The organism is Thermoleptolyngbya sp. M55_K2018_002 (assembly GCF_015295965.1).
Classification (GTDB): Bacteria; Cyanobacteriota; Cyanobacteriia; order Elainellales; family Elainellaceae; genus Thermoleptolyngbya; species Thermoleptolyngbya sichuanensis.
Genome location: NZ_DVEA01000147.1, coordinates 23,313 through 44,188 on the forward strand (window position 1 = coordinate 23,313; position 20,876 = coordinate 44,188).

The window sequence follows — 20,876 nt, forward strand, 5'->3', positions numbered from 1 at the left end:
CCTCAAATTTTTTATGAGTTTATCAGCCGCAGATTAGATCTATGAGTCAGAGCTTTTGAGTCAGCGCTTTTATGACTCATGCAAGATAAACAAGGGCAATGAGCATAGAAACCAATACAAGCTGATGAGGAGATTTCGAGAAGGTAGCTGTGAGTCTAACGGAATCAACTCTACAGAATAGAACAGTGCATTAGAGGAACCAACAGAGAAACAATTGTTAGGAACTATAGCCAATCAACAAGATACTAATCATTGGTCAACATTTCATCACCCTCTACGTCATCATCTGTTACAGCAAGTAGATGGACACTGGATTCACTGCCGGATAGGCAGGACTAGGCGTAGGCTCAGTCGATAGACCTTTAGGTTAACCAGGACTCACGGTTCCGGTATCTCATGGGAGTCTTGGCAACGCTTTGCAGTATTCTCCCAGTATTCTCCATAGAGGCTTATCAGGCCTTGTGCTGTGTTTGGCTGAACATGGCTTATTATTTCTTCAGGTTTCCCAACAATGATTGCAGAATTAACATGAAAGTTTAAGCAGTTTAGAGGTTGACTCTACGATCTTATGCTGAACTTTTCTATGCAAAACTTATCTTTAAGTTAACTATTTTTAATATGCACCCAAGAAATAATTTCATGTTAGGCATGTTAAGTACTTGGCAATCGCTTTCAGCACGCAGGCTCGTGCCTAGTCTTGCGGTTACCAAATCGCTGGGGATTTCTCAGCAGAGCAAACGCATACTAACGCGAACTTAACGAAGACAGGACTTACGCAGTTGGACAATTTCTTGCGGGCGCAGACCGCGAGAAATTGTCCAAAACCCAAAGAGCTTATCGCAAGTGCGTAAGTCCTGGAAGAAATGAGGGGTTCAACGGTTAGCGCCTGCAAATCGCCTCTAATTTTTTGCAATAAGATGTCCTAAAGTCGCCCTTATCGCGAGAGTCTTGGCGTATACGTTTGCCCTGGATCTCTCAGAGTTCGGCTAGTCTACATCTATATCTGCACCATCTGCATCCCAGTTCTTGAGACGCTGTTTCTCAACTCGCCGTGAGGGCTGGCGATACTTCTTGCGCTCTAGCTTTGGCTCGATTTCGGTCTGGCCGTCTTGGCGACTTTTTTGTTTGGTGGTGGCTTCGGTATTGCGGGTGCGCTCTTGGGCCTCTTGACGGGCGATCGCCTCTTCTAGAAAAATCCGATAGTGTTCATAGCGCTCCCAGTCGCCCCGAACGGCGCAGTCTGGCTCTTCCCGATGCAGGCAGTTGCTAAACTGGCAGGCGGCTTGCGCCATTCGCTGGCGGGCTTCTGGGAAGTAGTGGGCCAGATCCCCCGGAGTGCAGTCCAGATCGGGCTGATTGAACCCAGGACTATCAGCTAGCAGCCCGCCCGTTGGCAATTCAAACAGTTCGACATGGCGCGTGGTATGGCGGCCCCGCTGGAGTTTGCCGGAGACTTCCCCCACACGCAGATCGACCGTTGGAATCAGCGCGTTTAGCAGGCTGGATTTGCCGACGCCAGATGGGCCAGAGACGACGGTGATTTGTTTTGCCAGGTCAAGGGCAAGTTTGTCTAGCCCGATATTTTCGCGCACGCTAATCATCAGCGGCAAATAGCCCCACTGTCGCAGGCGATCGCCCCACGCCGCTAGTTCCGCCTCCGTCAGCAGGTCGCATTTATTCAAACACAGGCACACCGATAGCCCTGTGGATTCGGCCTTGACCAAAAAGCGGCTGAGTTGGAAGGGATCGAGTGCGGGTTCTGCCAGGGCAAACACCAGCAAAATCTGATCGGCATTGGCAATGGGCGGACGATCCAGTTCAGAGCGACGAGGAAACACTTGGGCGATCGCCCCTCGCTGTCCGGCCCAATCGGGTTCTTCAACTTCGACGCGATCGCCCACCCAAACCTGCTGCCCGATTTTTCGCAGGCGCGATCGCCGGGTACATAGCAGCATATCCCCCGTGTTTGGCGGATAGCAGCCTGGGTCTAGCCGCACAAAGTAGTAATTAGCCTGCACCGCCAGCACTGTACCCGTGATCCGTTGCGACCCTACCTGCTGAACCGTGGCCTCAACGAGCGACTGGGACTGGCAATCTGTACCCATAACTAGGGACGGCGAATGCTAAGGGCAAAATAAGCGCTGTCTCCGCTTTGTCGCTCTTGCACTTGCTCGATCAGGTATCCTTCCATTCGCAAGCTGTCGGGCACCTGCTCCATCGGCTCTCCTGGATCAAGCCACACTTCCAGGAGCGATCCAGCAGGCATTTTTTCTAGACGCAGCTTGGTTCGCACAAAATTTAGCGGACAGGGCGTGCCGCGCAGGTCAAGCTGGATATCTGGGACTGGGGAAGATTCCGTCATGCATCCTGCTCAAGACTTGTGAAACAGATTGTCTAGGAAGCCCATGCCGCCCTTGCCGATGCGATCGCCCCGCAGTTTGGCAAGCTCCTCCAGCAGCTTCCGTTCCTCTGCCGAAACGCGAGTGGGAATATCAACCTGAACCGTAATCAGATGATCGCCCCGGCTCGTGGGGTTTCCCAAACGAGGCACGCCGCGATTCTCAAGCGTAATCACCGTTCCGGGCTGGGTTCCGGGCGGAACAATAGTTTCTACAGGTCCATCGACCGTGTTTACCTCTAACTTCGAGCCAAGAATCGCTTGCAGGTAGCTAATCTTCAGGTTCGACAAAATGTTAATGCCGTCCCGCTGGAACTCCGCGTCGTCGTTGACAAACAGAAAAACGTAAAGATCGCCCGGTGGGCCACCCCGCATTCCTGCATCTCCCTCAGAAGAAATGCGGAGCCGCGTCCCATTGTCCACACCAGCGGGAATTGTAATTTTGAGCTTTTTGGCTTCCTGTTTTTGTCCGCTGCCGCCACACACGTCGCACTTTTCTTCGATCATCTGCCCGCTGCCGTTGCAGGTGGGGCAGGTAGACACCTGAGTAAAGCTGCCAAAGGGGGTTCGGGTGGCCCGCCGCACCTGCCCCGCGCCGCCGCAGGTTGTGCAGGTTTTGGGGCGTGTCCCTGGCTTTGCGCCCGATCCGCTACAGTTGGTGCAGGTTTCCAGGTGACTGATGCGAATTTCCTTTTCGCCGCCAAAGATGGCCTCACGAAAGTCCAGCTTCAGGTCAAGGCGCAGGTCTTCGCCACGGGTGGGGCCACTGCGACGGCGGGCCTGCTGACCCGGAGCCGCACCCGCAAAGTTGCCGAAGAAGCTCTCGAATAGATCTGCAAAGCCGCCTAAATCGGTAAAGTCTTGATAGCCTGCGCCAGCCGCAGAGCCAACGCCTGCCTCACCAAAGCGATCGTAGCGGGCGCGAGTTTCTGGCTCTGAAAGCACTTCGTAGGCGCGGTTAATTTCTTTGAAACGTTCTTCAGCGCCTTCCTCCTTGTTGACATCGGGGTGATACTTGCGGGCAAGCCGTCGATAGGCTTGCTTTAGCTCCTCTTTGTCGGCATCGCGAGAGACACCCAGAATGTCGTAGTAGTCACGGGCCATAGAACGCTGCTGGGGGTTGAGTAATTTGGCGTGAATAGAGTCGGGGAAACCAGGCCAGCGCCGTGCAAACAGGCGATTCGGCCACCCAATTCCCCACATCCTACATCGTAACGAATTGTTTGCGATCGCACCCCGTCATTGAAGTGGGCATAACCGAACCAATCCCCCCATATAGCGGCTAGCCATTACAGCCCCTGCCAACCCGGAGAAATTGGCAAACCAGAGACTTTCGGGAGTCAACGCTCCTGAGACGTGCAGCGCAACCAATGCCCCTCAAGCGGGAATACGCGATTCGCTGCCCTAATCCACTGCCTCGTAGTCAGCCGTCACGGTTTCGTCTGTCTCGAAGCTGAAGTCGTCTTCGTTGAACGCTTCTGTAAGTTCCGGTTCTCCACTGCCGTTGGGCCAGGCAACCGTGGGATCGTCATAGCCGTCTGGGTCGCTGCCATAGCCCGCATAGTCGCCGTTCGCATCTGATCCATGATGCATGGCTTGTTGATACATCGCCGAACCAATCGCAAACAGGGCATGTTGGAGCGCATCCAAGCGAGCCTTCATGATGTCTACATCCAGCGTCCGATCGGCGATCGCCGCTCGCAGTTCTACCACTTTTTCAGCAGCCTCTGCTTTATACGCTTCGGGAATCAAGTCGCCATTCTCGCGAAGCGTCGTCTCATAATTGCTGAACAGGATATCGGCCTGGTTGCGATATTCCACTAGCAGACGACGGTTCTGATCTTCTTCGGCATAGAGGTCTGCCTCCATCCGCATCCGTTCCACTTCAGACTCGCTGAGTCCGCCTGTGTTGGTGATACGGATCGTTTGCGCCCGACCTGTGCCCTTGTCGCGGGCGCTGACTTGCAGAATACCGTCTGCATCGATTTCAAAGGACACCTCGATTTGCGGTACGCCGCGTGGGGCGGGCGGAATCCCCGTCAGTTGGAACTTCCCGAGGCTCTTGTTGTCCTTCACCATCGCCCGTTCCCCTTGCAGAACATGGATCTCAACCGAGGTCTGTCCATCGGTTGCTGTAGAGAAGGTCTGGGTCTTGCTGGTGGGAACTGTGGTGTTGCGCTCGATGATGCGAGTAAACACGCCGCCGAGTGTTTCAATCCCCAGCGAAAGCGGCGTTACGTCCAGCAGCAGCAGGTCTTTTACCTCGCCGCCCAAAACGCCTGCCTGAATTGCCGCACCCAAGGCAACTGCCTCATCAGGGTTGACAGAGCGATCGGGAGCTTTGCCGTTGAAATACTTCTTGATGGCTTCTTGAACTGCTGGAATCCGGGTAGAGCCGCCTACCAGCAAAATGCGGTCTAAATCATTTGCACTCAGGCCGCAATCCTTAAGCGCTTGCTCGACAGGTTCAAGCGTGCTTTCGATCAGATCATTCACCAGTTCTTCAAACTTGGCGCGGGTCAGCTCCATCTCCAGATGCTTCGGCCCGGTTTCGTCGGCTGTAATGAACGGCAGGTTGATGGTCGTCGTGAGCATACTCGAAAGCTCGATCTTGGCCTTCTCCGCAGCTTCGCGCAAGCGTTGTAGCGCCATCTTGTCGCTAGAGAGGTCGATCCCTTCTTGCTGCTGGAAGCTGGACATGAGCCACTGAACCAGCACGTTGTCAAAGTCATCGCCGCCCAGGTGGTTGTTGCCAGAGGTGGATTTCACCTCAAACACACCGTCACCGAGTTGCAGCACGGACACATCAAACGTCCCGCCGCCCAAGTCAAACACCAGCACGCTTTGTTCCTGATCCTGTTTGTCCAGTCCATAGGATAGAGCCGCAGCGGTTGGCTCGTTGATGATCCGCAGCACTTCTAGCCCTGCAATAGTGCCTGCATCTTTGGTGGCCTGGCGCTGGGCATCTGTGAAGTAGGCCGGTACGGTGATAACCGCCTGGGTGACTGGTTCTCCTAAATAGTTTTCAGCGTCCTGCTTCAGCTTTTGCAGGATCATGGCGGAAATTTCCTGGGGTGTGTAGGAACGTCCGCGAATTTGCACGTCCACCGTGTCATCTTTCCCTCGGACGCAGGTGTAAGGGACTCGGCTTTGCTCATCGGTCGTGTCGTCCCAGCGTCGTCCGATAAACCGTTTAATGCTGAAAATGGTGTTTTCGGCATTGGTCACAGCCTGACGTTTGGCAAGCTGCCCTATGAGCCGCTCACCGTTCTTGCCAAAACCAACAATGCTAGGAGTGGTGCGTCCTCCCTCTGAGCTGGAAATGACAACGGGTTGACCGCCCTCCAGGACAGCAACACAGCTATTCGTTGTGCCCAGGTCGATGCCAATGACTTTTCCCATAATTTAGCTAGTAGCGGCTATCAGATTTCAAGTGAATGAGTCGGAGACCAGAAGCTGATTCAACTCTTAGCAAGTATTCCGCAATTGTTCGGGAATTTAATCAGTCGCGCTTAAAAATATTTCTAGAGGCTCCGCAAAAAACAGGAGATTTGCCGAATGGTGGGTTTTTCAGGCTGAGTTTTTGGGGCGAGTCTACCTGGATTTTGCTAAAGACCTCTTGGCTTAGTCAGGGTTAATTGAGTCGCTCAGGACGATTGTTGAAAAGCGCTCACCTCTTACACAGTTCGTCTACTACTCGTCTACTACACAATGGTCAGCTATCCACATCAGCTATACACAGTGGTCAGCTAGAAGATTCTTGAGCGGAGTCTTGGTCTGGTTTTATCCCTCGGATGATGTGTCGGCGCTGCTGCTGTCGTCAGAAGGTTCGACAGCGGCGGCAACCTTGACCATTGCATGGCGCAAGACGCGATCGCCCAACATATAGCCCCGCACCAGCTCCTCGATCACTGTGCCCTCAGCGTATTCTTCGGACGGCTCCCGCATGACGGCTTCATGCAGGTTTGGGTCAAACTCTTTGCCCTCAGAGCGCATTGGAGAAACGCCGATGCGCTTGAGCCGTTCTACCAGATCTTTGTAGACTCCCTGATAGCTTTTGTGAATCGCCATGCCTTCGTCGCCCTGGGGCTTGATCTGCGATCGCGCTCGTTCAAAGTTATCGACGACAGGCAGCAGTTCTTCAACGGTTTTGCACTTAATTTGCTGCTCTAGGTCTTCTTTCTCCTTTTGGGTGCGCTTGCGGAAGTTCTCAAAATCCGCCGCAATCCGCTTGCAGTGATTTGTCCACTCTTCAAGCTGCTGTTCTAGCGTCGCCACTTTTTGATTTAGCTCATCGACGAGCGCCGAAGAATCTCCGCTGGAAACCTCCGCGACGACCTCCACCTGAGGCTCAGTCGAGGCTTCGACCGTCGAGGCAGACGGATCGACTGCTTCGGTATTCATGACTTCGCTTTCCACGCTATTGCTCTCAGCGGACACGTCATCACCCTCCATCGGTTGTTTCTCTTCTTCGATCATGCTTGCCTAACGGATGTCATTTTGTGAACTGGACAAAATCTGAGTCGAAGGGGCTGTTGCTTTAGGGTCGAGCTTTGAGCAGCCCCTTCGGAAGTTTGCCATCAAGAGTCTGAAATCGAGCCTGTTGTAGGATCTGGCTCCTTAGCCTACTCATTTTCTCTCTGAAATTAACCCTTCGTCGCCCTTCTTCTTGATGTACTCTTGCAACGCTTCTACTTTTATGTATTGTGCCTCAGGTTTTAAGAATTCTGACGCGACAGACGAATATCCATTATTCCCAATATCCCTAATATCAGAAATATTCAGAGCGATCGCCCGTACCTGTACAACCCAGCCAAACGGACAAACCATCAGGTCTAAACCGTTTATCCCAGTTTGTGTAACGGATGAGTCTGGGCTGTGCTATACAGAATGCATCGATTCACCAGCCCATCAGCTACCTAATCCAGAGTACCCTAACGACGATAGTTTATTGACCTCTGTGGGGAATACTGGAGGCATTCGTGATAATCCACGCTCGTTCAGGGCATTTGTTCAGACGGGTTATAGGCAATGGGTGAATCTGGCGATCGCCCGTTGTAACGAATCCAGACAGGCTCTCCAGCCAACGTTCGGAATGCCCAATTTGCCTTTCATAATCCAGTCCCTATAACTCAGCTTTAGAACTTGTAAACCGCAAGTTCACTCTTGCTTCCTCCAGCAGCCCCAGACACCCTCTGGCATTAGCGCTGGGACAATAACTCTATACAGGCTATAAACCTCTCAGCAGCAGCTATGGCTAACTCTTCATCCCAACGTCGTGCCCTCGTTGTCCAGCATAATTTTTCGCCCTTCAGCAACAAGCTCATCCAGGCGGGCTACGTCAACAACGACCAGATGCAGCAAGCCCTGGTAGAAAGCCGCAAAACAGGGCGACCGCTGACGGATGTGTTGGAGATGATTACAGGTCAGCAGTTGCCGCCTGACCTGCTGCGCCAATATAAGAAGCAACAGCTTTTTGAACTTAAAATTCTCTACGGAGTTGAATCCCTCGATCCAGAGATCAACGAAATTTCGACTGCCCAGGTCGGGCAACTCATCGACAGTCTCATTCCCGTCGATCTGTGCCGTCGCTATCGCCTTGTGCCTCTGTCGCGCACCGAAAGCGAACCGCCCGCAGTGCTGATCGCAATGGTCGATCCCGATGACCTGGCTGCACAAGACGACCTCAACCGCATTCTGCGTCCGCAGGGTCTGGGACTAATGCGGATGGTAATCACGGTTGAAGACTATCAGCGGATCATCTCTCAATATCTAGATGAGCAGGTCGAACGCCAGAAGCAGCTCGAATTTCAGTCCAAGGTGGATGTGAAGGCAGATCTTGAAGGGCTGGATTACCTCGATCTGGAGGAACCACCCGACGATATCGAAGCCAACCTGGATGCTGCCCTTCAGGATGCCGACGCGGCACCGGTGATTGCCTTGGTCAACAAAATTCTGGTAAAGGCGCTTCAGGAAGGGGTTTCCGATATCCACATCGAGCCGCAGGAAGAACATCTCCGCATCCGCTTTCGCAAAGACGGCGTGCTGCGGGAGGGTCTGGAGCCGCTGCCCAAGAAAATCGTTCCGGCGGTCACCGCTCGCTTCAAAATCATTGCTGATCTGGACATTGCCGAACGCCGGATGCCCCAGGACGGACGCATTCGCCGGATTTTTGACGGGCGTAAAGTGGACTTCCGGGTGAACACGCTGCCCAGCCGCTATGGCGAAAAGGTGGTACTGCGGATTCTCGACAACTCCGCGACTCAGCTTGGGCTGGACAAACTGATCACCGACCCAGAAACGCTGCAAATTGTGCAGGAAATGGTATCGCGTCCCTTTGGTCTGATCCTGGTGACGGGGCCGACTGGATCGGGTAAAACGACAACGCTCTACTCTGCCCTGGCGGAGCGCAATAGTCCCGGCGTGAATATCAGCACCGCCGAAGACCCGATTGAATACTCCCTACCGGGGATTACTCAGGTGCAGGTGATCCGTGAAAAAGGGATGGACTTTGCCTCGATTCTGCGAGCCTTCCTGCGGCAAGACCCGGACGTGATTCTGGTGGGTGAGACTCGTGACAAGGAAACGGCGAAGACGGCGATCGAGGCGGCACTGACGGGACACCTGGTGCTGACGACGCTGCACACGAATGATGCTGCGAGTGCGATCGCCCGTCTCGAAGAAATGGGCGTAGAGTCCTTCATGGTGTCTAGTTCGCTGATTGGCGTGCTGGCTCAGCGCCTCATGCGCCGCGTCTGCCCCGATTGCCGTATTCCCTACAGCCCTAGCCCCGAAGAACTGGCCCGCTTTGGCCTGTCGGCTTCTCGCGAAGCAGAAGTGACCTTCTATAAAGCTCATGAACTGTCACCTGACGAGATTCAGTCCGCCCGCGCCCAAAACACCCTCTGCCCCACCTGCAAGGGCAGTGGCTACAAAGGACGCTGCGGGGTATACGAAGTCATGCGTGTAACGGAGCAAATCCAGACTCTCATCACTGAAGGCGCACCCACCGAGCGAATCAAGGAAGTTGCAGTAGACGAGGGCATGAAGACCTTGCTGGCCTACAGCCTGAACTTAGTCCGACAAGGCAGCACCACCTTGGAGGAAGTGGAGCGTGTTACCTTCACCGATACTGGTCTAGAAGCCGAACTCAAAGCCAAGCGCAAGAGTTCGCTGACTTGCCGCAACTGTGCTGCTGAACTACGCCCCGAATGGCTAGATTGCCCCTATTGCACCACCCCCCGCTTCCAGGATTAGCGCCGCTGTTTGCCCTAAGTGCTACTTGCCCTAAGCGCTAGCTGTTCCCAACTTGTCTTAACTTAGGCACAACTTAAATACAACCCTGCATAGAAGGAGCCACCCACATGGAATTGATGATCGAAGACTTGATGGAGCAACTGATTGAGATGGGCGGGTCGGATATGCACCTGTCGGCTGGATTGCCGCCCTACTTCCGCATCAATGGCCACCTCGCCCCCATCAGCGACGAGCCGATGACCTCAGAGCAATGCCAGCGGCTGATCTTTAGTATGCTTAACAACACCCAGCGTAAAAACCTGGAGCAAAACTGGGAACTGGACTGCTCCTACGGTGTGAAAGGTCTGGCCCGCTTCCGGGTAAACGTATACAAGGATCGGGGCACCTATGCCGCCTGTTTGCGGGCGCTGAGTTCCAAGATTCCTAGCTTCGAGAAGCTAGGTCTGCCGGACGTAGTGCGTGAAATGGCGGAAAAGCCCAGAGGACTGATCCTGGTGACGGGGCCGACGGGTTCCGGAAAAACCACGACGCTGGCGGCCATCATCGACCTGATCAACCGCACCCGTGCAGAACACATTCTGACTGTGGAAGACCCCATTGAATTTGTCTATGAACCTGTTAAAAGCTTGATTCACCAGCGGCAGCTTGGGGAAGACACCAAGAGCTTTGCCAACGCGCTGAAGGCGGCTCTACGGGAAGACCCAGACGTGATCCTGGTGGGCGAGATGCGGGACCTAGAGACGATTTCACTGGCGATCTCGGCGGCTGAAACTGGACACCTCGTGATGGGGACACTGCACACCAGTTCCGCTTCCCAGACCGTTGACCGGATGATTGACGTGTTCCCGGCTGAGCGTCAACAGCAGGTGCGGGTGCAGCTTTCCAACTCGCTGGTGGCAGTGTTTAGCCAAACGCTGGTGCCCAAGAAGAATCCGAAGCCCGGCGAATTTGGGCGAGCGATGGCACAGGAAATCATGGTTGTCACTCCGGCGATCGCCAACCTGATTCGCGAAGGCAAAACCGCCCAAATCTATTCCGCTATTCAAACGGGCGGCAAACTGGGCATGGTCACCCTGGAGAAGGTGCTAGCTGACCTATACAAAGCGGGCACAATCTCGTTTGAATCGGCTATGTCGAAAACCTCTCGCCCCGACGAACTCCAGCGGCTGATTGGCGGCGCAATGCAGCAACCTGCGCCGGGTGGTGCGCGTCCGGGTGCGCCCGTGGGCACTCGATAGCACCGTTCTGGCAGTGTAGAACACGCTCCAGAACAGCTAGAACAGCAGCCCGAAGGACATGTTCCAGTCTAAGGAACGGACTTCATCAGGCTGCTGTTTGTCCAAAGTATCCTCTATGTTCTTCTAGTTTTTCTACCGATTCAAAGTTTGGCTAGAGTTGTGTCATTCTTTGCGAATTTCACTAAACTGCTAGGTATCGAAATCGGTATCGAAAAATTAGGTTTTGGATAAAGTGGAACTCAAGGATCTTGCCGATTAGCAGCCTTGCCGTTCGACCGTTGGCGAACTTCCTGATTTACGTCGTCTCGCATCCCCTTCCCTACCCGCTATGCAAACCTATGTTGTCCGCGCCCGCGACTCTAAGGGCAACCCAGTAAAACGCAAAATCAGCGCTGCCTCTCCCGCTGAAGCGCGAACCACGCTGCGGGAACAGGGCCTGTTTGTGCAAGAGTTGGCAGAGGATCGCAGTCTGTTTGAGAAGCTCAACACGCTCGATCTCAAGGACATTCAAAACTCTTTTGCAAAGGTCACGGTTAAGGATAAAGCTGTTTTTTCTCGACAGTTTGCGGCATTGGTCAACGCAGGTGTGGCGCTGGTGCGCGGTCTGGGGGTGCTGGCGGATCAGTGCCCCAATCCCAAGCTGAAAAAGTCGCTCCAGGCCATTAGTGCAGATGTGCAGCAGGGAACGAACCTGTCGGATTCGATGCGTAAGCATCCGGAGTGCTTTGATGACCTGTATGTCAGCATGGTGCAGGCTGGCGAAGTCGGCGGCGTGCTGGATGACGTGCTGAATCGGCTGTCTAAACTGCTGGAAGACATTGCCCGATTGCAGAACCAGATTAAGTCTGCGATGGCGTATCCGGTAACGGTGGGAATTATTGCTATTCTGGTGTTTTTGGGCATGACAATTTTTTTGCTGCCCATTTTTGCCAATATTTTTGATGAACTGGACGCAGAGCTGCCTGCGTTTACCCAGTTCATGCTGAATATTAGTAACTTCCTGAGAACGCCGATTTACCTGATCGCGCTGGTGATTATTGTGATTCTGGGAGCTTTTGCCTATCGCCAGTATTACAAAACCCGCGTGGGTCGGGAAACGATGGATCGCTTTTTCCTCAAGATGCCGCTGTTTGGCGATCTGGTGCAAAAGAGCGCGACGGCTCGCTTTTGCCGGACGTTTGGGGCGCTTTCTCGCTCTGGAGTTCCAATTTTGACTTCTTTAGAAATTGTGCGCGATACGGCAGGCAATCAGGTAATTTCTAACGCCGTGGATGAGGCGCGAAAGGAGGTGCAGTCGGGCGGCATGATTAGTCTGGCACTCCAGCGGGAGCAGGTGTTTCCACTCATGGCGATCCAGATGATCAGTATTGGTGAGGAAACGGGCGAAATCGACTCGATGCTGATGAAGGTGGCAGACTTCTATGAGGACGAAGTGGAGCAGGCTGTAAAGGCGCTGACCAGCATCATGGAACCCATCATGATTGTGTTTTTGGGTGGCATGGTGGGGTCGATTCTGGTGGCGATGTATCTGCCGATGTTTGCGGTGATGGAGAATATTAAATAGGCAAAATTTAGATAGGCAAAAGAACAGGCAAGGACACACAAGCTCCGCTTCTTGCCCGGACAACCTATCTTTTTAGTAAGAACTCAAGCAAGATGCAGAGCGAGGGCGGACGAAACTGGAGCGATCGCCCTGCTTCGATTCATCTAATTCTATGGCGAACCTGCAACTGCGCTACGAAGAACTGCTGGCTGAGTATAGCGACCATCGGGGGGCGATCGCCCTACTCAAGCAATATCGCCCTTACCTGGAAACTGTGCCCAGTATGCGCCGCCCCGACGACAGCGTGATTACAATTCCGCTGCCTGTGGTGCGCGTGCGGCAGGCGGGTGTGTCGGCGGAATCGGGCGGGGCAACGGTGTCGGCAGGTGAGGTGCTGCGGTTGCCCTGCGACGTGGCAATTCTGATGTGCGACCCCGAATGGCAGGTGAAAACCGGGCCAGAAATCTTTGTCTTTATCTATCGTCCCAATGAGGACTTTTCGGAACTGCTGAGCCGCTGGCGGCGCACCCAGGTGCTCCTCGACAAGGGCTATGAGTGGCTGATGCCGCCGCGTCACAAGCATATTCTAAGTGAAGCGGCTGAAGAAACTCACCCGCTGTTTGTGGTGTTTCAGGACACGCCGGAGCGGATTCGTCGGGGGCTGCGGGGCGCTGGGCTGCCGTTTGTGGTGCAGGCGATCGCCGACTGGCCCGAGGACGAGGATGAGCCTCTCGCGCCGGAGCGGTCTTCGTCAGAAGTTCTGGAAACTGAAGAATAGAGGTTTATCCAGAATAGAGGTCTATCCCGGAAATTCGCTCTGGCATGGGCATTAAGCAGGCATCCCAACAGTCAGCGCGGTCCAGATTGTCCAGGTGTCTATCAACAGCAGCAGGAGCGTCAGCCCTAGCAAAATCAAATACATCCACGGCTGAGACAGCGGGCGCACGTCGGTCGTGTCGATACCCGTCTTGGTCTGCACCAGCGACACTAGCCGAGCAAAGCCTGCCACCCGCATCGGCAGCAGCTTTGCCTCGCCTGCTTGAGTCAAAAAGTAGTAGACTAGCCCGCCCTGCCCGGTGGAGCGCGGCTTGAGTGATGTAATCTCTGACCAGTCCAGGCTCCAGCCCTTTCGCAATAAATCAGGGACCCAGCGGGGATAGGCAACCTGAATGCCCGTGTTGGTTACGATCACTTGCTCGCTGAGGGCAGCATAGAGGGCGATCGCCCCCACCCCCAGCGCTACTGCCAGCGCACTCGGCGGCACGGGCGCATGGGTCACCTTTGCCAAAAACGGCAGCGGCACTGTCAGCGCGACATAAAACAGCAGCAGCGTCAGGCGGATCAGCGGCGAAATGCGGAACGTCTGAGGCAACTCTGGCAACGGCGGAGATAGCGATTCAGCAGAAGAGGTAGCCATAGAACTCAGAAGTGAAAAAACTAGGGCAGGTATTTTTGCACCACGCTCCAGCCCGATAGAGAAACGGCGATAAAGCCCAGGAGCAAAACCAAATTCGTGCCCACATGGAGCGATCGCGCCCAAGGGCGTTCGGTTCCAATCTGCATAGCGCTACCCGCAGACAGCAGCACCAGCGCCACCACCGTCAGCCCTGCGACTAGATGCACCGAATGCCCCAGACTGCCGTAGTAGCCCAGCGTCCCCACCAGCCCAATCGTCAGCAGCAGCAACACCAGCAACACCAGCAACCCGCCTAATGTCAGGTGGAGCGATCGCAGCCACCTTGGTCTGGGGAACGCCTGACGACGACTGCGCCGCATCCAAACCCCGCTGATCCCCAGCAGGCTATAGGTCAACAGCGATAGCCCCATCGACCAGGCCGCAATGCGCCAGAGCCAGAGAAAAGAAGGAAGGTTCAAATTACCGTCCAGAATAGATACTTAGATCCTTTACGCAAGCCGGGGTGCCAGATGGCTAGCACCTAGCAATTATCCTCATTATTGGCTATTTGGGGGACTGGTTGAACAGTCGGTGCAGGTCTGAAGCAGCTCTGATGAGGTGGCTACAGAGCGTCGTCACTGGAGATCCTAAAAATTTTGAGAACTTTTTGTGACAGGTTTAGTGATAATCTGAAAAGTGGCAATTTTACGTTATGTTAAAGCTGTCACGAACCCCTCAAAAAGCTGATCAGACGATAGGCGAAAGCATGGTCACCACAGCAGAGAAAACTAATATTGGCTACATTACTCAGGTCATTGGGCCCGTCGTAGACGTGCGCTTTCCCAGTGGCAACCTGCCTCAGATTTATAATGCATTGACGGTTAAAGGACAAAACGCCGCTGGGCAAGAAATTTCGGTTACCTGCGAAGTGCAGCAGCTTCTGGGTGACAATCAAATCCGCGCCGTGGCAATGAGTTCGACCGATGGACTGGTGCGGGGCATGGAGGCAGTAGACACGGGCGCACCCATCAACGTGCCTGTGGGAACCGCAACCCTGGGAAGAATTTTTAACGTACTGGGTGAGCCGGTTGATAACAAAGGTGATGTGGCAACGCAGGACACACTGCCGATTCACCGCGAAGCTCCTAAGCTGACCGACCTGGAAACCAAGCCCTCGGTGTTTGAAACCGGGATTAAGGTGGTTGACCTGCTCACTCCCTATCGCCGGGGTGGCAAGATTGGTCTGTTCGGCGGTGCTGGTGTGGGCAAGACCGTGATCATGATGGAACTGATCAACAACATTGCGACCCAGCATGGCGGTGTGTCGGTGTTTGGCGGCGTGGGCGAACGCACCCGCGAAGGCAACGACCTCTACAACGAGATGATTGAGTCGGGTGTGATCGACAAGGACAACCCTGCCAACTCGAAGATTGCGCTGGTGTATGGCCAGATGAATGAGCCGCCGGGAGCGCGGATGCGGGTGGGTCTGTCGGCGCTGACGATGGCAGAATACTTCCGGGACGTAAACAAGCAGGACGTGCTGCTGTTTATTGATAATATCTTCCGGTTTGTGCAGGCAGGTTCTGAAGTGTCTGCGCTGCTGGGCCGGATGCCGTCTGCGGTGGGCTATCAGCCGACGCTGAGTACTGACGTGGGGGCGCTGCAAGAGCGGATTACCTCGACCCGCGAAGGTTCGATCACCTCGATTCAGGCGGTGTACGTGCCTGCGGACGACTTGACCGACCCCGCCCCAGCAACGACTTTTGCCCACCTGGATGGAACCACGGTGCTGTCTCGCGGCTTGGCCTCCAAGGGCATTTATCCAGCCGTAGACCCGCTGGACTCTGCTTCGACTATGCTCCAGCCGGACATTGTGGGCGATGACCACTACAACACGGCGCGTGCGGTGCAGGCAACGCTCCAGCGTTACAAAGAGCTTCAGGACATCATTGCGATTCTAGGTCTAGATGAACTGTCGGAAGACGACCGCCTGACGGTGGCCCGCGCCCGCAAGATTGAGAAGTTCCTGTCGCAGCCGTTCTTTGTGGCGGAAGTGTTTACGGGTGCCCCTGGCAAGTACGTGACACTCGATAAGACCATCCAGGGCTTTAAGAAGATCCTGGCGGGTGAACTGGATGATCTGCCGGAAGGGGCCTTCTATATGGTGGGCGACATTGACGAGGCGATCGCCAAGGGCGAAAAGATGAAGTCTGAAGGCAAGTAATGTTTTGAATTGCTGGGTATGTGCAGTTCACGCTGTACATACCTGGCTTGAGATGATCCATAGCGCTATTTCTTTAACGCTATTTCCTTCGACTCGCTTTTGATTCTCTAACCCTAATTCAACGTTATGCCGCTAACTGTTCGAGTCATTGCGCCAGACAAAACGGTCTGGGATTCTCCGGCAGAGGAAGTGATTCTGCCCAGCACTACGGGTCAGCTTGGCGTGCTGAGCGGACATGCGCCGATGCTGACGGCTCTGGATACGGGCGTGATGCGCGTCCGTGCGAATAAGGACTGGGTGGCGATCGCCCTGATGGGTGGCTTTGCAGAGGTCGATCAGGACGAGGTTACGATCCTGGTGAACGGTGCGGAGCGTGGCGATGCGATTAACCAGGAAGAGGCGCGGACTGCCTTTACTGAGGCTCAGGCCAAGCTTAATCAGGTTCAAAGCGGTGGTTCCCGCCAAGACCAGTTTCGTGCGACGCAGGCTTACAAGCGGGCTCGCGCTCGGTTCCAGGCATCGGGTGGCATGGTGCAGTAGCCAAACGCCTGGTTCGATCATTCTCGTTTCATCTCACCCAAACGCGATGGGCAGACCCTAGCTCAGCAGGAGTCTATCCATCGCGTTTTTGTGTTCTCGCTTTTTTGATCGGCTAACGTCGGCTAACGACGGTTGGCTTGTGGCGGCTTAGTTTCGCGGTTTATTGGTGCGTTTGCGACAGGTGGAACGGATTGAAGTCGGTGTTGCGATCGTAGTAGTCCTCCTGTTCCTCCTGCTTGAGCCAGCCTGTAATCGCGTAGGTGGCAGGGGTGAAGAGAATTTCCACGCCGCACTTGAATAAATAATTGGACACGATGAGCGGCCACAGCAGGGAGTTTGGCACGACCCCCGTAAAGGCGATCAGCACAAATAGCCCGGTGTCGAGCAGTTGCCCAACTAGCGTGGAGCCGATGGTGCGGAGCCAGAGCCAGCGTCCGGATGTGCGAATTTTGAGCTTTGCCAGCGTGAAGGAGTTGGAAAACTCTCCCGCAATGTAGGCAATCAGGCTTGCTGCGACGATGCGCGGCGTTTGCCCCAGAATGGTTTCATAGGCGGACTGGTTGCCCCAGTCGGCGGCGGGTGGCAGCGCCCCCACAATGGCGAGCGTGATTGCCATCACCAGCGCTGACACAAAGCCCAGCCAAATCACTCGGCGCGATCGCCCATAGCCGTAGACCTCAGTCAAGATGTCGCCAAAGATATAGCTGAGGGGAAATAGAATCGTGCCGCCGTCGAAGGTAAACGGGCCAAGGGTCAAAATCTTGGTGGAGGCAATGTTGGAGATTAACAGCACTGCGACAAACAGCGCGGTAATGGTGTCGAGATGCTTGAATGCACGCATAGAGTCGGGGGTTAGAAATGAGGGGTTGTCGGCTCCAGAGCGCCAGCGCCAGCGGGAGTGATTCCACGCAGAAAAGCTGGCATTTCAAGCCGCATGGGCTGAAGGGCCAGCTTTTTTGGGGAATGCAGGTGGCGGATCGCTATACGGCGGATCTCTATAAGATATGGCGGAAAGATGTGGCGTATCAAGATATGGCGGATCGCTACGAGGGTGATTGCGCTCAATCCGCTTGTTCAAGGCAACCTAAATCAGCTTCACTGTCCGCAGCGCGTAGTACAAACCAATTGCGCCACCAAAGGCGATCGCCAGCATCAGCACGTATGCAACAAATCCCATTGCAACTATTCTCCTTCACCATCAAACTGGATTGCTCTTTCTTCAGGACTTACGCACTTGCGATAAGCTCTTTGGGTTTTGGACAATTTCTCGTGGGCGCAGCCCGCGAGAAATTGTCCAACTGCGTAAGTCCTGTTTCTTATTGAATCATTGATTCGGGGTTTGAAACCGTTTTCGCTGCCGATGCCTGAATCTGCAACCCGCTCAACACGCTATGTATGCTCCGTATGCGTGACGTGAGACGGGTCAATTAGCCGAAATTAGCGGCCTCCAAACCCAGACTTTTGCTTTGGTTTACCCTTTGCCTTTTTCTTGGAGGAACTGCGGGTCACGTCTTGCAAGGCTTCTTCAAACAGCGTTTGCAAATGCATCGGCACACTGGCTATCTCCGGCAGCGTGGGTTCTAGAGATTTCCCAGCGCCTGCCAGAACCTCGTCCAGGTCATCTAGTCTGAACGATGGGCGATCGAGGCAGCGTTGCAAAGCCTCCGTCAATGGCTGGGGATAGTCTTCTGCCATGCAGTGCCAAACGTAGGCGTTCACTGCATCTTCTTTCAGATATTTTTGAAGAATTTGGTCTACCCCTGCCGTTGCTGCTTCATCTGTGGATTCAAGCAGTTGGGTCAGTCGGGCATAGTCTTGCAAAAAGGCTTGACCCCAGCGGGGATGGACGAACACAGTCACCGCTTCTGCCCGACGCAAATCGTCTGGCAAACTGATCGGCGGCATCACCATTTTGATAGACTGATTGCTATTAAGCAGGTGGTTGACTGCTCCACTTTCTTCTCCTAATAGCTCTGCCGACTCCGCCACATCTTCTTCCGAAAGACCTGCTTCGTTGACCAGTTCTTTTAAGGATTTAGAGGCATCAATCCCTGCTTCTGCCAAGCGGCGTTGAGTCATTTCGTCCTGATAGGCTTTGATCTGCTTGTTCAACTCGTGCCCTGGCAGGGTTATACGATTTGTTCCAAAGAATTCCACAAAATATTGATGATATCGCTCTACGGAAGTCCAAGCTTCTTCTAATAGCTCTGGTGCGTCGCCATAGAGCTGATTGGGAAACCAGTTTTTGAAGTTGCCAATGGCGACTGCGAGCTTGGGTTTTCCTAATTTTCCAAGCAGCAGCAAGGGGCCGGAGAATATCCACTGATCTGGTGTTTCGGGCCAGAGGCGGGTCACGACGATCTCACCAGGGCTGAGACGAGAAAGTTCTTCTGAAGAGTGGAACCGATTTGGCTTTGCCCAATAGCATTTTTCCGTGAGCCAATTCATCACCTTGTAGCGATCGCCCTCAACTTGCAGCACCACAAATAGTCCGTTAAAAGCCCGTTTCCAGGATTCGACTAACGCCTGATCGTCCTGCGATCGATTAGAGATATTCTGAGCAAAAATATCTAGCACGGATTGCCCATTGACCTGTCCCTCCGTCAAAAACATGTCAATCGCCAAATCGGTGCGGCTGATTCCCTGGAGGTTTGTGGCTGCCCAACGACGGAGCTGATCAGCGCTGTAGCGTTCTAGGGCGATCGCCACATCATCTTCCGCATCCAGCACAAAATCTCGCAACTCCTGCTTTAAGGACTCGGCTCTTGATTCCGCTTCAGATTTAGAAGATTTAGATTGCTGGAGAGATTTACTCATTAGCAGGTCAGTTGACATAGCTCAAAAAGAAGGTTGCAAACTATCGATATGCCTAAAAAAATATCTACTCCTGAAAAAGAGCAGTTCGTATCAGCCTGTCTCAGTGGCGCTGTGAATGAAATAGGTAAAGGCGCTTAATATGATTGACGGGCAATAAAATCAAAATCTCAACACTCAAAATCGACGGCTAGAAAAGTGGTGTCTAAAAATCAATTTCAAAACCAATTTCAGAAAATGACGTAGGGCAACCATCCTAACAGTTGCCCTAAATCATATTGCTGGCGAAGGACTCTAATTAAACAGCCCGACGAGTCGCGGAGTAATAAACAAACAGTGCAATAATCGCGCCCAGCACGGCAATAAAAACACCGCCAACGCTAAGTCCGGTAGCCGTGAGCGCTAGAGTGCCTGTCGTGATCAGGTTGTAAAGGCTACCACCCACAAATGCACCAATCACACCCAGCAGCAGCGTTCCCAGGATACCACCGCTTTGGTGACCCGGATAAATCGCTTTGGCGATCGCACCGGCTACCAAACCCAACACGATCCAAGCTAGAAGGTTCATAGGTAATCTCCTAAAGTTCAACAGGCTTTTGAATGCCCTTTCGTTCATAGCTAAACAATATCGAATCTGTCTTGTGAGCAAGACCATCTGAAGACGTAGTTCGCTCTTATCTAAAGAGAGACTTGTTTTCTATAAGCTTTAATTTCAGACATTTAAGTGGAAATGTTATGCAACATTTCCCTGCATGGTGGGGTTAAAGACTTTTTTCAAAGACTCCCTTTTAAGAACAAGGATTTTGTGACTGCTAATTCTTCACTCGCTTTAGAAACTCGCTTCAGAGTCGTTGCCAGTAAATGGATACCCTTTTGGAGGATGTGTTAGCGCCTAGCGTAACGGGTCAAGATTTTGCGGTGCGGCTACGCAAAACAGCACTCTGCGGCTGAGTTTATTGATGCTGACCCACTTGATGGGTTGCAGCGCAGTTCTGAAGCACCTGTTGCGGCAGGTCATTCATCGCTTGACTAGCTGCGGATAACGCAAATACTCAAATCATCAAAACGTTTTACCAGCAAAGCTTTTGGAGATGCAGTGTATTTCCTGGACTTAATTTGGACTATTTTTTAACCCCTGTAGGGTGGCCAGGCAACGCTAGTCTTCTGAACCGATAACGCTGTAGCGATCGCCCTGCTCCGGTGAAAAACTCTGGCGTTTTGCCGCCTCAACCCTAACACAGCCCGTGCGGAAGAGCGCAGAAGTTTGATTGCAACTCCAATTGTCAGATCCGAATAGCGGAGTCGAGTCATATCCCTAAAGAGTATTAATTTGAGATTAATAATCCATTTTCAGGACTCATTTTAAGATTAAAAGTCTTTTTATAGGTCTAACAATGAGCGTAATTGTCCAAAAAGAGACAAAGGCGACTGCTTTTTCAATTAGAGAAATAAAAATATACTAAAAC

The 20,876-nt window shown here is 53.4% G+C and carries 17 protein-coding genes; 6 read left to right on the forward strand and 11 right to left on the reverse strand.

Annotated features, from left to right (window positions below):
• Positions 1–986 precede the first annotated feature (986 nt).
• The 5 genes from rsgA to grpE all read right to left on the reverse strand — a co-directional run bounded on the left by rsgA (position 987) and on the right by grpE (position 6,877).
• A complete protein-coding gene (rsgA, locus tag IGS51_RS07170) occupies positions 987–2,105 on the reverse strand; it encodes a small ribosomal subunit biogenesis GTPase RsgA (protein ID WP_297077554.1) in 1,119 nt (372 codons plus the stop codon).
• Between the two features lie 2 nt (positions 2,106–2,107).
• The gene (locus IGS51_RS07175) at positions 2,108–2,362 is read right to left on the reverse strand and encodes a sulfurtransferase TusA family protein (RefSeq protein WP_297077556.1); all 255 of its coding nucleotides are present in this window, start codon (positions 2,360–2,362) and stop codon (positions 2,108–2,110) included.
• 9 nt (positions 2,363–2,371) lie between these two features.
• Positions 2,372–3,502, reverse strand: a complete 1,131-nt coding sequence (gene dnaJ / locus IGS51_RS07180) for a molecular chaperone DnaJ (RefSeq protein WP_172356232.1) — start codon at positions 3,500–3,502, stop codon at positions 2,372–2,374.
• Between the two features lie 300 nt (positions 3,503–3,802).
• Complete coding sequence (gene dnaK, locus IGS51_RS07185) at positions 3,803–5,800, reverse strand: molecular chaperone DnaK (protein WP_297077558.1); 1,998 nt, start codon at positions 5,798–5,800, stop codon at positions 3,803–3,805.
• A gap of 381 nt (positions 5,801–6,181) precedes the next feature.
• Positions 6,182–6,877, reverse strand: a complete 696-nt coding sequence (grpE, locus tag IGS51_RS07190; RefSeq protein ID WP_297077560.1) for a nucleotide exchange factor GrpE — start codon at positions 6,875–6,877, stop codon at positions 6,182–6,184.
• Between the two features lie 774 nt (positions 6,878–7,651).
• Here grpE and IGS51_RS07195 point away from each other — a divergent pair.
• The 4 genes from IGS51_RS07195 to IGS51_RS07210 all read left to right on the forward strand — a co-directional run bounded on the left by IGS51_RS07195 (position 7,652) and on the right by IGS51_RS07210 (position 13,214).
• Entirely contained in the window at positions 7,652–9,655 is a 2,004-nt protein-coding gene (locus IGS51_RS07195; protein ID WP_297077563.1) for a GspE/PulE family protein, read from the forward strand.
• Positions 9,656–9,762: 107 nt separating this feature from the next.
• Complete coding sequence (locus IGS51_RS07200) at positions 9,763–10,893, forward strand: type IV pilus twitching motility protein PilT (protein WP_297077565.1); 1,131 nt, start codon at positions 9,763–9,765, stop codon at positions 10,891–10,893.
• Between the two features lie 328 nt (positions 10,894–11,221).
• Positions 11,222–12,457, forward strand: coding sequence for a type II secretion system F family protein (locus IGS51_RS07205; protein WP_297077567.1), 1,236 nt, complete (start codon positions 11,222–11,224; stop codon positions 12,455–12,457).
• A 151-nt stretch (positions 12,458–12,608) separates the two neighbouring features.
• Positions 12,609–13,214: a hypothetical protein gene (locus IGS51_RS07210; protein WP_172356244.1), complete on the forward strand. Its 606-nt coding sequence runs from the start codon at positions 12,609–12,611 to the stop codon at positions 13,212–13,214.
• A gap of 51 nt (positions 13,215–13,265) precedes the next feature.
• On the opposite strand, the gene IGS51_RS07215 is transcribed toward IGS51_RS07210, so the two are convergent.
• Positions 13,266–13,853, reverse strand: a complete 588-nt coding sequence (locus IGS51_RS07215; RefSeq protein ID WP_297077569.1) for a hypothetical protein — start codon at positions 13,851–13,853, stop codon at positions 13,266–13,268.
• Between the two features lie 20 nt (positions 13,854–13,873).
• Complete coding sequence (locus IGS51_RS07220) at positions 13,874–14,311, reverse strand: DUF4079 domain-containing protein (protein ID WP_297077570.1); 438 nt, start codon at positions 14,309–14,311, stop codon at positions 13,874–13,876.
• Positions 14,312–14,598: 287 nt separating this feature from the next.
• Here IGS51_RS07220 and atpD point away from each other — a divergent pair, with 287 nt between their 5' ends.
• Together atpD and atpC are read left to right on the forward strand one after the other, a co-directional pair.
• Positions 14,599–16,056 (forward strand): F0F1 ATP synthase subunit beta, encoded by a 1,458-nt coding sequence (atpD, locus tag IGS51_RS07225; RefSeq protein ID WP_297077573.1) that lies wholly within the window; start codon positions 14,599–14,601, stop codon positions 16,054–16,056.
• Between the two features lie 126 nt (positions 16,057–16,182).
• The gene (gene atpC / locus IGS51_RS07230) at positions 16,183–16,596 is read left to right on the forward strand and encodes an ATP synthase F1 subunit epsilon (protein ID WP_297077575.1); all 414 of its coding nucleotides are present in this window, start codon (positions 16,183–16,185) and stop codon (positions 16,594–16,596) included.
• Positions 16,597–16,756: 160 nt separating this feature from the next.
• Here atpC and IGS51_RS07235 read toward each other — a convergent pair whose 3' ends face one another.
• The 4 genes from IGS51_RS07235 to IGS51_RS07250 all read right to left on the reverse strand — a co-directional run bounded on the left by IGS51_RS07235 (position 16,757) and on the right by IGS51_RS07250 (position 19,978).
• Positions 16,757–17,437, reverse strand: a complete 681-nt coding sequence (locus tag IGS51_RS07235) for a queuosine precursor transporter (RefSeq protein WP_297077577.1) — start codon at positions 17,435–17,437, stop codon at positions 16,757–16,759.
• Between the two features lie 243 nt (positions 17,438–17,680).
• Positions 17,681–17,773: a cytochrome B6 gene (locus IGS51_RS07240; RefSeq protein ID WP_068514956.1), complete on the reverse strand. Its 93-nt coding sequence runs from the start codon at positions 17,771–17,773 to the stop codon at positions 17,681–17,683.
• Positions 17,774–18,033: 260 nt separating this feature from the next.
• The gene (locus IGS51_RS07245) at positions 18,034–19,431 is read right to left on the reverse strand and encodes a hypothetical protein (protein WP_297077580.1); all 1,398 of its coding nucleotides are present in this window, start codon (positions 19,429–19,431) and stop codon (positions 18,034–18,036) included.
• A 277-nt stretch (positions 19,432–19,708) separates the two neighbouring features.
• Positions 19,709–19,978, reverse strand: a complete 270-nt coding sequence (locus tag IGS51_RS07250) for a GlsB/YeaQ/YmgE family stress response membrane protein (protein WP_297077582.1) — start codon at positions 19,976–19,978, stop codon at positions 19,709–19,711.
• Positions 19,979–20,876: the final 898 nt, after the last annotated feature.